This window comes from Streptomyces sp. NPDC006512, assembly GCF_040611935.1.
Taxonomy (GTDB): Bacteria; Actinomycetota; Actinomycetes; order Streptomycetales; family Streptomycetaceae; genus Streptomyces.
This window is the reverse complement of sequence record NZ_JBEXPG010000062.1, coordinates 4,643-17,062: the sequence shown is the minus strand read 5'-3', so window position 1 is coordinate 17,062 and position 12,420 is coordinate 4,643. Positions and strand designations below refer to the sequence as shown.

Below are 12,420 nucleotides of genomic sequence, written 5' to 3'. Positions count from 1 at the left end.
TTCAACCGTGATGACCGTGGTGGCGACCGTGGCGGCTTCCGCCGCGACGACCGTCCGTCCGGTGGCTTCCGCTCCGGCGGCGCCGGCGACCGCCCCTACGGCCGTCGTGACGACAACCGCCCCTCCGGCTCCGGTTCGACCGGCTCCTTCGGCGGCCGTCGTGACGACAAGCCCCGCTGGAAGCGCAACGGCTGACGCCTGAGCGTCATCTGACACCGACTCGGCCCCCACAGCACTCCGGTGCGGTGGGGGCCGGGCCGTTTTCCGGGCCCCGCCACCCCTCGTACGACGGATGGCGGGAAACCGCCGGGGCCACACCCGGCGATACCCGATCGGTCACCAGCCCCTCTCCGGCTATGCTCTGGGGTGAGCACGTGGAGGGCCATTAGCTCAATTGGCAGAGCAGCGGACTTTTAATCCGTTGGTTGTCGGTTCGAGTCCGACATGGCCTACCGCTCACAGGGCGGGGGGCACCCCCTCCGACCTGGCGCTGAGCGCCCCTTCTGGTTTCGGCCAGGAGGGGCGCTCAGTCGTTTCCGGGCCGGTGGAGCGCGGCGCGCCCTATTGCCGCTTTATCGACTTTCTCTGCTCACCGTGAGGGGAGGAAGCGGGGGGTGCGGGTGGGCGCAGCTCGCTCCTGGATCGTTTATTCGGCCTCTGACCTGCGGTGATGCCCTGTCCGAGGGTGTCCGGGGCGTTAATTGGTGGGGGGCGTCCCCCGGATGACGTAGAGTTGGGTTTACCGACGCGGGGTGGAGCAGCTCGGTAGCTCGCTGGGCTCATAACCCAGAGGTCGCAGGTTCAAATCCTGTCCCCGCTACTCAGTACGAAGGCCCGGTTCCCTTGTGGAACCGGGCCTTCGTCGTTCCCTGGCGTTCCCCGTCGTACGCCGCCGGCCCGCGCGTCCGTAAGTCCCGTTCGCCGTGCGCGGCGTCACCCGATCGGCCCGGCCCCGGTCGCCCGCTGTGGGACCCGACCGCCAGCCTTGAGGGGGCGAGGCGGGACCGGGCGGCAGGAGAGCAGCGTGGCGGGGCTGGGCCGGCAGGGCAACGAGCGCGCGACCGTCGCCGGTGGCGGGGCCGGCGCGGCTCCGCGGGCGGTCCGGATGCTGCCCGCGCTGCTGATCGCGATCGGGCTCGTCTTCAACCTGCTGACCCCGCCCAGTTTCACGGGCTCCCCCTTCTTCTCCGCCGCACCGCTCGTCGCCGCCCCCCTGTTCAGCTTCCGGGGGACCGCCCTGACCGGAGTGGCCGCCTCGCTCGCCGTCGTGGGCCTGCACGCCTACGCGGGCACCGGCTTGAAGGTCGAGGCGCTGACCGAGCTGGCGACCGTACTGACCGTGTCCGGGCTGGCCCTGCTGATCAACCGGGTCGTCCGGCGCAGCGTGGAGCGGCTCGCCTCCGCGCGCGGGATCGCCGAGGCCGCCCAGCGGGCCGTGCTGCCGACCCCGGCCGACCGGATCGCGGGGCTGCACGTCTCCGCCCGGTACGAGGCCGCGCAGGCCGACGCGTTCATCGGGGGCGACCTGTACGCCGTCCAGGACACCCCGTACGGGGTACGGCTCGCGGTGGGCGACGTACGCGGCAAGGGGCTGGGGGCCGTGGAGGCCGTGGCGGTGGTCCTGGGCGCCTTCCGCGAGGCGGCGGACACCGAACCCACCCTGGAGCGGCTCGCACAGCGGCTGGAGCGGGCCCTGGCCCGGGAGGGCGTCCGGCGCGACAGCCTCGACGCGGTGGAGGGGTTCACGACGTGCGTGCTCGGGGAGATCCCGCCGGGCGCCGAACTGCTCCGGCTGCTCAACCGGGGGCACCCCGAGCCGCTGCTGCTCCACGCCGACGGGGACCTGCTGGTGCTCGCCCCGGCCGAACCCGCCCTGCCGCTGGGGCTGGGCGAGCTGGCCGCCCTCGGCCCGCCGGACCGGGCCGCGCAGTGGCCCTTCCCGGCCGGCTGCACCCTGCTCCTGTTCACGGACGGGCTCACCGAGGCCCGCGACGCCGCCGGGACCTTCTACGATCCGGCGGCCCGGCTGCGCGGGCGGGTCTTCCCCGGACCGGACGAGGTGCTCGACGCGCTCAGCAGCGACGTGCGCCGCCACACGGGCGGCGGAGCGACCGACGACATGGCACTGCTGGCGGTGGGCCGGCCCGGAGAGGGGCAGCCGGAGCGGAGGCGGACCGTCCCGGTGGTGCCGCGCGAGGAGGCTTGAGCCCGGCCGGAGCGCTGCGTCGTGACCGTACGTGGTGAACAGGGTGCTCTCAGCAAGACCGTTGACGGGTCGTCATTTGGCCAATGTGGCTGAAGTGGTGGGGGATAAGACTGAAATTTGCCCGAGTTGATCGCGATAAAGGATGAATGTACAGGCCAGAGCTGTGCAGTGCGTGGCTGATTGGCGTTAACGATCAGTCGCAACAGCTTGGAATCACTCCCCCGCGTCTATTACCTTTCGATAACGCAGTGCGGTCGTCCCAGTCGTCGCAAGAGGCGACACCGCGCGCGTTCTCGCCCATGAGGAGTGTGCCCCGGTGGCCTCCAACTCGCCTGCCCACGAAGGCACCGACGTCCAGGAGACCCCGACCGCGGGTGCCTGGGGCGAGTGGAACCCCACCGAGGACTCGGCCCGGCCGCCCCGCGGCAAGCACCGCGTCTTCAAGCAGCGCGGCGGACTCGCCCGCAGCTCGACCGTGCTCGGCGTCGGCGTGATCGCGGCGGTCGGCGCGGGCGGCATCGCCACCGCGCAGGACCGGCCCCAGGTCTCCATATCCATGCCGTCGATCCCGGACCTGATCGGCGGGGACAGCGCGAAGGGCGCGGACGGCGCGGACACCGCCGCGACGAAGGCCGCCGCGGACGCGCAGAACGCGGGCGTCCCCCAGCAGGCGGACGCACAGGGACAGGCCGACGCGGGCGAGGCGCTGCGCAGCCGCATTCTCCAGCAGGCCGAGTCGCAGCAGGACGCCACCGACGCGCAGGCCCGCGCGGAAGCCGAGCGGATCGCCCGCGAAGCCGCCGCCCAGGAGGCCAGGACCCAGAAGGAAGCGGCCGACAAGGAGGCCGAGGCGGTGCGCGCGGCCGCCGAGAAGGCCGCCGCGGACCAGGCCGCCGCCGAGAAGACCGCGGCCGACGCCGCAGCCGCCAAGACGAAGGCGGAGGCCGCCCCGGCCCCGGCCTCCGCGGCCAAGTCGGCGGGCGGCTGGTTCCTCCCGACCTCCGCCTACACCCTCACCTCCCGCTACGGAGCCGCCGGTTCCATGTGGTCCTCCGGCCACCACACCGGCCTCGACTTCGCCGCCCCGACCGGGACCCCGGTCAAGGCGGTCGGCGGCGGAAAGATCATCTCGGCGGGCTGGTCCGGCGCGTACGGCTACCGGATCGTGCTCCAGCTCGATGACGGTACGGAGATCTGGTACTGCCACCTGTCCTCGATGTCGGTGACCTCCGGTGCGGTGGGCGCGGGCGAGACCATCGGCCGCGTCGGCGCGACCGGCAACGTCACCGGCGCCCACCTCCACCTCGAGGTGCGCAAGGGCGGGTCGACGATGGACCCGATGGCGTGGCTGAACGGCAAGGGCCTCAGCGTCTAGGAGCGGTGCGGTCCGACTCCGGCCGGTTCGGCCGGTTCCGTCGCGCGGCGCCGTCTCGGGGCCGGTACGCCGGCCAGTGCGCCCGCCGGGGTCGGGACGGAAGCCGGGGCCGGAGCGCTCGCCCCGGCCGGGCCGGAGCGGGGCGGCAGCAGTTCCTCCAGTACGGCTGCCCGGGCCAGCGCGGGGCCGGCCGTCGCCCGGCGGAGCCAGAGCCCGTGCAGCAACTCCCGTTCCCGCTCGGCGAAGTCGGGCTCCCGGGCCGGGCCACGGCGCCGGGCGCGGTGGCGCAGCACGGCCAGGGCGGTGGCGTCCGCCGCGTAGCGGGACACCGCCCGGGCGGCGGGGCGGCCTCCGGTGGCGCGGGCGAGGGCCCGTGCCAGTGAGCGGGCCGGCAGCGAAGCCAGGGCCGGTACCTCCGCGGGACCGAGCCAGCCCGCGCGGGCGTACACCGACAGCTCGGCGGTGACGGCCCGGAGCCGGTGGCGCCGCAGCAGCACGGCCAGCCACAGCAGCAGCCCGAACGCCGGGACCATCACGCAGCCGTAGACCGCGTAGAAACCGTACTCACCGAAGTGCGAGGAGCCGTTCCACAGGGCGTGCGTGCCCATGGCCAGCGCCAGGCCCAGCAGGGGCAGGCAGATCCGGTGCGAACGGCGGGCGCTGAGCGAGGCCGCCCCGAAGCCGAGCCCGGTCAGTACGGTGAACAGCGGGTGCGCGAACGGCGACAGCACCACCCGTACGAAGAACGTCGCCGCCGTCACGGAGTCCAGTACGGCGGTGCCGTTCGCCACGTCCTCGTAGAAGGCGTTGCCCAGGTAGAGGATGTTCTCGGTGAAGGCGAAGCCGGTGGCCGTGAACCCGGCGAGCACGAACCCCTCGGCGGGGCCCGCGAGGTGGCGTCTTCGGAAGACGAACACGAGGAGCAGGGCGGCCGCCTTGGCGCTCTCCTCGACGACGGGGGCGATCGCGACCGAGCCGAGCTGGTCGGCGTCGGAGGGGTCGGCGGTGGCCGCGGCGACCCACTGCGTGGCGAAGTCGTTGGCCAGTATGGCGATCAGCGCCGCGGTGCAGGCCCCCCAGCCGAAGCAGAACAGCAACTGCCGCCAGGGGCCGGGCGCGGCCCGGCCGAGCCACCGGAACGCCGCCATGAGCGGCGGCACCGGCAGCAGGGCCAGGCCGAGACCGACGAAGAATCCGGCGGTGCCGGTCTGCTCCCGCACGAGTTCGAGGATCGCGATCCCGGTGGCGGTGAGCAGGGCGACGAGCACGCACATGCGGGCCGTGCCCGACGGGCGTGCGAGCACACGGGAGAGCGCTCGGAACACATGATGACCCTACCGAGCGGGTCGGACACTCGGAGTGACGTTGGGGCGGTTGTACTCGGTCTTGGGCGTGCTCGAACGGGAGTCGGGGTCGCCGTCAGGTGCGGTCGGCGCGGCTGAAGAGGAGGTCGTGCACCACGTGGCCCTTGTCCAGCCCCTGGCCCTCGAAGCGGGTGAGGGGACGGAAGTCGGGGCGCGGGGCGTAGCCGCCGTCCGGCTGGGTGTTCTCGAAGTCGGGGTGCGCGGTGAGGACTTCGAGCATCTGCTCGGCGTACGGCTCCCAGTCGGTCGCGCAGTGCAGCACGGCTCCGGGTGCCAGGCGGGTCGCCGCCAGGTCGAGGAACTCGGGCTGGATCAGCCGGCGCTTGTGGTGGCGGGCCTTGGGCCAGGGGTCCGGGAAGTACACGCGCAGTCCGGCGAGGGACTCGGGCGGCAGCATCTCGCGGAGCAGGATGATCGCGTCGCCGTTGGCCACGCGGACGTTCGTGAGGCCGTTGCGCTCCGCGAGCGCGAGGAGGTTGCCCTGGCCGGGCGTGTGCACGTCGGCGGCGAGGATGCCGGTGGTGGGGTCGGCGGCGGCCATCTGGGCGGTCGCCTCGCCCATGCCGAAGCCGATCTCCAGGACCACGGGCAGGCCGTCGAAGAGCCGGTTGAGGTCGATGACCTCGTGGCCGTCGATGTCGAGGCCCCAGGTTCCCCAGAGCCGCTTCAGGGCCTCGCCCTGGCCGGTGGTCACCCGGCTGCGGCGCGGCTGGAAGCTGCGGATGCGGCGCTCGTGGTGCGACCCGGCCGGGTCGGGCGCGGGGCCGTCGGGGAAGCGGGGCTCGGTGCGCCACTTGGGGGGCACGTACGAGGACGCCTCCGGCGCGGTGTCCGGGAGGCTGGGCTGGGGATTCGGGGACTCAGACACAATGCCCGGATTCTACGCGGCACGCCCCCTCCCTCGCCGATCGCCGGCCCCACCGGCCCGGCCGGCCCTCCCGGCACGGCGGCCCGGCGGCCCAGCGCCCGGCCGGGGTCAGGAGGTGCGGAGGGTACGGAGGGCCCGGGCCGCGACCTCGCGGCCGATGGGCAGGGACGCGGTCGCCGCGGGCGAGGGCGCGTTCAGGACGTGCACCGTCCGCGGGGCCTCCCGGATCAGGAAGTCGTCGACGAGCGTCCCGTCCCGCAGCACGGCCTGCGCCCGCACCCCGGCCGCCGCCGGGGTCAGGTCCGCCGACGTGACGGCCGGCAGCAGCCTGCGCACCGCCTCGGTGAAGGCCGGCTTCGACAGTGAGCGCCGGATCTCTCCCGCCCCGTACCGCCAGTGCCGCGCGGCCATCCGCCAGGATCCCGGCCAGGCCAGCTCGGAGCCGATGTCGCGCGGCCGGACGGTCGACCAGCCGTAACCCTCGCGGGCCAGCGCCGGCACGGCGTTCGGCCCGACGTGGACGCCGCCGCCGATGCCCCGCGTGAGGTGGACGCCGAGGAAGGGGAACGCCGGGTCGGGCACCGGATAGACCAGCCCCCGGACCAGGTCCGGCCGCGCGAGGTCGTAGTACTCACCGCGGAAGGGAATGATCCGCATGCCCGGGTCGTCACCGGCCAGCCGCGCGATCCGGTCGCACTGCAGCCCCGCGCAGTTGACCAGGACCTTCGCCCGGACGACCAGCCCGGACGTGGTGCGCACCGCCACGGCCGACGGGCGGCGCGAGACGAGGTCCACCGCACCGCCGTAGACGATCTCCGCGCCCGAGGACTCGGCGAGCTGCGCCGCCACCCGCCCGTAGTCGACGATGCCGGTCGTGCCGACGTGGATCGCGGCGAGGCCCCGGACCTCCGGTTCGTACTCCGCGATCTGCGCCGGGCCGAGCTCGCGCACGGGGATGCCGTTCTCCCGGCCGCGCTGGACGAGCGCGTGCAGGCGGGGCAGCTCGCGGCGGTCGGTCGCGACGATCAGCTTGCCGGTGACCTCGTGCGGGATGCCGTGCTCGGCGCAGAACTTGACCATCTCGGCGGCGCCGCGCACCGCGAAGCGCGCCTTGAGGGATCCGGGGCGGTAGTAGATCCCGCTGTGGATGACGCCGCTGTTGCGGCCCGTCTGGTGCCGGGCCGGGCCGGCCTCCTTCTCCAGGACGACCACGCGCGTCCCCGGGGCCAGGCGTGACAGGGCATGCGCGGTCGACAGGCCGACGATCCCACCACCGATCACCAGCACGTCGCAGTCCACGCTGACACCTCCCACCCCTGCATACTGCACCCCGCCACCGACAACGGGGCTACGCGGGTGTCACCAGCAGCGGCCGGGCCCGCTCGCGGAGCTCCGCGACGCGCGGTTCGTCCCCGTACGGCTCCAGCCGGTGCAGCAGGTCCCGTACGTACTCGTTCGTCCGCGCCGAGGAGATCCGGCCCGCGACCTCCACCGCGCGGGTGCCGGCCGCGCACGCCGCGTCGAGGTTGCCCGACTCCAGCTCGGCGACCGCGCTCACCACCAGCCGCAGCCCGTGCGAGCGCACGTACTCCTCAGTGGGGCGGGACAGGGCCTGCTCGGTGAAGCGGCGTACCTGCCGGGGGAGTTTGAGGTCCCGGTAGCATTCCGCCGCATCCGCCGCGAAACGGTCGTACGAGTAGAAACCCAGCCAGGTCGGGTCGGCGTCGCCCTCCCGGGAGCGCTCCAGCCAGCCCTCGGCGGCCCGCAGCGCGGCTCCGGCGGCCGCCGAATCACCCGCCTTCGCGTGGGCGCGCGCCTCGACGAGGCGGAAGAAGCTCATGGTGCGGGCGGTGGCGAGGCCGCGGTTGCGTTCGACGGCGGCCTGCGCGAGGTCCACGCCCTCGTCGGGGAAGTCCCGGTAGGTCGCCTGGAGGGACATGGAGGCCAGGACGTACCCGCCGAGCGGTACGTCGGCGGCCGCGCGGGCGAGCCGCAGCGCCTGGATGTAGTACCGCTGGGCCGCCTCCTGCTGGCCGGTGTCGAAGGCCATCCAGCCGGCCAGCCGGGTCAGTTCGGCGGTCGCGCCGAACAGCGCGCGGCCCACCTCGTCGGTGTAGGAGCCGAGCAGCAGCGGCGCCGCGTCCACCCGCAGGCACTCGGGGACCATCGACGAACGCCAGTCCCCGCCGCCGTACTTGGAGTCCCAGCGGCGCGCGTCCTCGGCGGCCTCGCGCAGCTTCGTCACGTCGCTGTGCCCGACGCGCTGCGGGGAGGCGTCGGAGGGTGCGGATGCCTGGGCCGCCGCCGACGCGGCGGTGGCCGCGGCGCCCTGCGGCGCGGTTTCGGTTCCGGGCGGCGCGGGCACAACGCCCTGCGCGGGGTGTTCGACGGCCGGCCGGGCGGGGGCGGGCCGCTGGGCCGGGACGGCGGAGACGGCCGCGGCGCGTGCCGCCGGGGCGGGTACGGCGGCGGGGCCGCCGGGTGCGGTGCCCGGTGCGGGTTCCCGTACGGGGACCGGTTCGCGCGCCACCGAGCTGTCGGCCGGAGATATCAGCCACCGCGAGGCGGGCGTCGCGTACGCCGACACCGCGAAGGAACCGGCGAGCGACTGCCAGATCCCGCCACCGCCGCGCCGGCCGGCGAGGTCGAGCCGGTAGAGGTCGGTGGCGGACCGTACGGCCGCGCCGATGTCGCGAGGGAAGGCCAGTCCGACCTCGGGTGCCGGATCCGCGTCCGCCAGCCCGATCTCGTGCAGCGGCACCGGGCGGCCCAGTTTCGCCCCGATGGCGGCGGCGATCAGGTGCGGGGCCGCGCCCTGCGGCACCATCCCCTTGGACACCCAGCGGGCGACCGAGGTCTTGTCGTAGCGAAGCGTCAGACCGCGCTGTGCGCCGAGGTCGTTGACCCGCCGGGCCAGCCCGGCGTTGCTGATGCCCGCCAGGGCGAGGACGGCGCCGAGCTTCTCGTTGGGCTCGCGGAGCTCCCTGGACATGCGCCACCCCTCGTCACACGCGGAACGCAGACGCCGCCGGGGCATAGGCGCCCGGCATTTCGTAAACCCAGCGTAGTTCCCCGCCTCCCAAGCGTTAAGGCCCCGCCTTCCGTATGGCGGGATTGTTGTCCGTATGCACAGTCGGGCCGGGGCCCGTGCCCGGGGCGCACGTGTCAGCCCGTGCTCCGGCCGTGTGGCCGTGCGCCCGGCCGTGCGCTCTGGTTCCTCCCGGAGCGCGGCGATTCGATGTGCGGTGCGTGGGTCGGCCCGCCACGTGGATCAGGTGGGCCGGGGGATGCCGCTGCCTCAATCCCCGCGGGTGGCGGAACGGTCCGGGGGGTGCGTCCCACCTCCCGGACCGCGCCCCCGCGACGGCCGGCGCGGGCACTCAGTACGGCCGAAGAATGGCCGAAACCGACCTATGGGGCGGTGGGAACGGAACGCCAAATACCGTGTAGCCGGGGCGTATTCGTTTACATGTGCGCCCCCCGAAGTCGCTCTCGCACGCCCGTCTCGTGGCAGCATGGACCCCGAGCCACCCGGGGCCTCGCCGGCCGCGCCCTCAGCGCTGACCGTGTCGTCCGAAGCCGCGCACCGCCCCGGTCATTTGCCCACAGGCTGGGGGAGGCGGCGGTGCGCTGGTTGGTCGGCTGGAGCAGTATCGCCGCGAGCTTCGGCACGGCCGGGCGCGTCTCCGGCCAGGGCGGAACGGGCGCGTACGGCGCCTCGGGCGGGTACGGAGGATCCGGCGGGTACGGCACGTCCGGCGGGTACGGCACGTCCGGCCACGGCGGCTCCGGTCACGGCTCCGGCGGCCCCGCCCACGGCCCGTACGGGGACCAGCCGCGCGGAGGCCTCGCCGACGCCGCCTACCCCGACGACCCCGCCGCCCAGGACGCCGACCGCACCGTCCACCCCGTCGGCGCCCAGCTCCTGTGGGGAGACCCCGACCCGCTGTGGGCCGTCGGCGACTGGCGCCCCGACGAGATCCGCACCGTCACCGCCGACCCCGCGGACCCCTTCACCCGCCTCGCCGTACTCGGCTGCTGCGGCGCCACCGACGCCGAGCTCAGACGCGCCCTCTACGCCGCCCGCGGCGGCGCCCTGCGCCACCTCACCCAGTGGTCCGGCAGCTACACCGCCGTCGTCCAGGCCGGCCGCCGCATCACCGTCCTCGGCGACCTCGCCGGCGCCCGGCCCGTCTTCTACACGCCCTGGGCCGGCGGCACCGCGTACGCCACCGCCGCCCTCCCCCTCGCCGACCTCATCGAGGCGCAGCTCGACGTCGGCCACCTCGCCGCCCTCCTGGCCTGCCCCGACAGCCCGGAGGCACTGGGCGACGGCACACCGTACGCGGGCGTCCGGCGCATCCCGCCCGGCCACACCCTGATCCTGCGCGAGGGCTCCCGCGAGATCACCGGCTACGAGCCCGTGGCCTCCCTCGCCGTGGCCGCCCCCGAAGCCGACCCCGAGCGCGCGGTGGAGGGCGTACGGGAAGCTTTGGTCGACGCGGTGCGCGCCCGGCTCACGGCGCCCCGGCATGCTCCCGAAACAGTTGTTCCCGACCCCGGACCCGTGCCCGGAATGGGCCCGGCCGACCGGCGCGCGGCCCGCGGCGCCCCCGCACCCGGAGTCGGCGCCGACCTCTCCGGCGGCAGCGCCTCCGCCACCCTCGCGCTGCTCGCCGCCGGGCTGCCCGGCGCCCCGGGCACCATCCCCGGCTCGGGCTCGCGGCTCCTCGCCGTCACCTTCAACGACCTCGCCACCCCCCAGGGCCGCGAGGCCGAACTCGAACGCGCCCACGCCATCGCCGCCAGCCCCCGGCTCCACCACGTCGTCGTCGCGGCCGCCGAGGAAGCCCTCCCGTACGCCGACCTCGACGGGCCCCTCACCGACGAACCCGGCCCCTCCCTCGTCTCCGCCGCCCGCGAACGCCGCCGCCTGGCGGCCGGCTCCGCCGACCACTTCGTCGGCCACGGAGCCCGCCAGGTCCTCGACGCCCACCCCGCCCGGCTCGCCGACCTCCTCATGGACCGGCGACGCCGCCACCTGCTGCGCCCCGTCGCCGCCCTCGCCCGCTCCGCCTCGGCCTCCGGGGAGTCCCTCCTCGTCCCCCTCACCGTCTACTCGGCAGCCCGCCGCCTCGCCCGTACCCCGTACCGCGCGGGCATCGAAGCCGCCGCGGCCCGGCTGCGCGAAGGCGTCGTCGAAGGCAGCGTGGCCAGCCCCGTCGACGCCTCCCTCGCCGCCCTCACCTGGTCCCGCCCCGGCCCCGCCGCGGCCTGGCTCACCGGCGAAGCCCTGGCGGAAGTATCGATCCGTCTCGGCACCGCGGCCGGACGCCCCCCGCTGTCGCTGCGCCCCGGCGAGGCCCGCGCCCGCTCCGTGCTGACCCGGCACGCCGCCGACCACCGGGTCTTCGAACAGGCCGTCGAGGTCCGCAGCCAGCGCCTGCACGCCCCCTTCCTCGACAACCAGGTCGTACGGGCCGCCCGCGCCCTGCCGGAATCCCTGCGCGTGCAGCCCGGCGCCCGGGCCGCGATCCTGCGCAGCGTCCTCGCCTCCGCCGGAGTGCGCGAACTCCCGCCCGGCTGGGGCGCCACCGCCCACACCCCGAACGAGACCGCGACCCGGCTCGGGCTGCGCGCCGCCCTGGAACACCTCCTGTCCCTCTTCACGGCCCCGCTGCTGGCCGACGCCGGCCTGATCGAGGCCCGCGTCGTCCGGCAGGCCCTCATCGACGCCGCCGACGGCCGGCCCGTCCCGCTCGACGGACTCGCGGAACTCGTCTCGATGGAACTGTGGCTGCGCCGCCTCCTCGCACGCCGCGGCACCTGCTGGACCGGCACCTCCACCCCCCGCCGCCGCGCCGTCCCCGTCCTCGACACCCCCCTGCCCCGCCTGACCCCCGGCGTCCCCCTCCACCTCCGCCCGACCCCCCAACGCCGCCCAGCAGACCGCTGACCCGACCCGGCGTACCCCCAACGCCGCCCGCTGCCCCTGGACCGCCGCCCAACGCCGCCCGCCCAGCGGCCCGCTGACCCGACCCGGCGTATCCCCCCCACGCCGCCCGTTGTCGCCGGACCGCCGCCCAACGCCGCCCGCCCAGCGGCCTGCTGCCCCCGCCGGACCACCCCCGGCCGACCGAGCCGCCGGGGGCCGCGCACCACCCCCCGTGACGGGCCGGGGCTGCGAAGGCCCGCCGCCTGGTGGGCCGCTGATCCACTGGGACCGCGCACGCCGCTCCGACTCGGGTCCCGCCGCGGGTCCCGGTCCGGCTTCCGCCTGGGCTGGCGCCGCGAGCCCGGGTCTCCTGCTGGGGTCGTGGCGCGGGTCCCGGGTGGGTTCCGACTGGGGTCGTGCCGGAGGCCCGGGTCGAGTGCCGGGCTGTTCTCCGCTCCCGGGCCGGTTTGTGGGCCTGGTTGGGTCCTGGCTGCGGTCGTGGCGCGGGCCCGGGTTTCTGCGCGGGTCGCGCTGCGGGTTTCGGTTCGGGTTCCGGGTGGGGTGGTGCCGGGGGCTCGGGTCGAGTGCCGGGCTGTTCTCCGCTCCCGGGCCGGTTTGTGGGCCTGGTTGGGTCCTGGCTGCGGTCGTGGCGCGGGCCCGGGTTTCTGCGCG

The 12,420-nt window shown here is 75.2% G+C and carries 8 protein-coding genes and 2 tRNA genes; 6 read left to right on the top strand and 4 right to left on the bottom strand.

All coding sequences use genetic code 11. The annotated features are described in order from the left end of the window. From ABZZ17_RS32175 to ABZZ17_RS32155, 5 genes are all read left to right on the top strand, one after another. Window positions 1-195, top strand: a 195-nt coding sequence (locus ABZZ17_RS32175) for a hypothetical protein (RefSeq protein WP_356881383.1), incomplete at its 5' end; no start/stop codon positions are given. A gap of 184 nt (window positions 196-379) precedes the next feature. Then, window positions 380-452 (top strand) — tRNA-Lys (locus tag ABZZ17_RS32170). A gap of 294 nt (window positions 453-746) precedes the next feature. Then, window positions 747-820: transfer RNA gene (locus ABZZ17_RS32165), tRNA-Met, on the top strand. A 285-nt stretch (window positions 821-1,105) separates the two neighbouring features. After that, window positions 1,106-2,206 (top strand): PP2C family protein-serine/threonine phosphatase, encoded by a 1,101-nt coding sequence (locus ABZZ17_RS32160; protein ID WP_356881442.1) that lies wholly within the window; start codon window positions 1,106-1,108, stop codon window positions 2,204-2,206. A 316-nt stretch (window positions 2,207-2,522) separates the two neighbouring features. After that, window positions 2,523-3,581, top strand: a complete 1,059-nt coding sequence (locus tag ABZZ17_RS32155) for a M23 family metallopeptidase (protein ID WP_356881381.1) — start codon at window positions 2,523-2,525, stop codon at window positions 3,579-3,581. On the opposite strand, the gene ABZZ17_RS32150 is transcribed toward ABZZ17_RS32155, so the two are convergent. The 4 genes from ABZZ17_RS32150 to ABZZ17_RS32135 form a co-directional block, all read right to left on the bottom strand. Further along, complete coding sequence (locus ABZZ17_RS32150; protein WP_356881440.1) at window positions 3,578-4,855, bottom strand: PrsW family intramembrane metalloprotease; 1,278 nt, start codon at window positions 4,853-4,855, stop codon at window positions 3,578-3,580. The genes ABZZ17_RS32155 and ABZZ17_RS32150 overlap by 4 nt on opposite strands. 145 nt (window positions 4,856-5,000) lie before the next feature. Beyond that, complete coding sequence (trmB, locus tag ABZZ17_RS32145) at window positions 5,001-5,750, bottom strand: tRNA (guanosine(46)-N7)-methyltransferase TrmB (protein WP_356881438.1); 750 nt, start codon at window positions 5,748-5,750, stop codon at window positions 5,001-5,003. A 171-nt stretch (window positions 5,751-5,921) separates the two neighbouring features. Then, entirely contained in the window at window positions 5,922-7,142 is a 1,221-nt protein-coding gene (gene lhgO, locus ABZZ17_RS32140; protein ID WP_356881379.1) for an L-2-hydroxyglutarate oxidase, read from the bottom strand. A 19-nt stretch (window positions 7,143-7,161) separates the two neighbouring features. Then, window positions 7,162-8,805, bottom strand: a complete 1,644-nt coding sequence (locus ABZZ17_RS32135) for a sporulation protein (protein WP_356881377.1) — start codon at window positions 8,803-8,805, stop codon at window positions 7,162-7,164. A 633-nt stretch (window positions 8,806-9,438) separates the two neighbouring features. Between ABZZ17_RS32135 and ABZZ17_RS32130 the strand changes: the two genes are divergently transcribed. After that, the gene (locus ABZZ17_RS32130; protein WP_356881375.1) at window positions 9,439-11,769 is read left to right on the top strand and encodes an asparagine synthase-related protein; all 2,331 of its coding nucleotides are present in this window, start codon (window positions 9,439-9,441) and stop codon (window positions 11,767-11,769) included. The last annotated feature ends 651 nt before the right edge of the window (window positions 11,770-12,420 follow it).

Coding starts and splice junctions, on each gene's coding strand:
- ABZZ17_RS32160 (WP_356881442.1), top strand. CDS start 1,106: ATGCTGCCCGCGCTGCTGATCGCGATCGGGCTCGTCTTCAACCTGCTG.
- ABZZ17_RS32150 (WP_356881440.1), bottom strand. CDS start 4,855: ATGTGCGTGCTCGTCGCCCTGCTCACCGCCACCGGGATCGCGATCCTC.
- ABZZ17_RS32135 (WP_356881377.1), bottom strand. CDS start 8,805: ATGTCCAGGGAGCTCCGCGAGCCCAACGAGAAGCTCGGCGCCGTCCTC.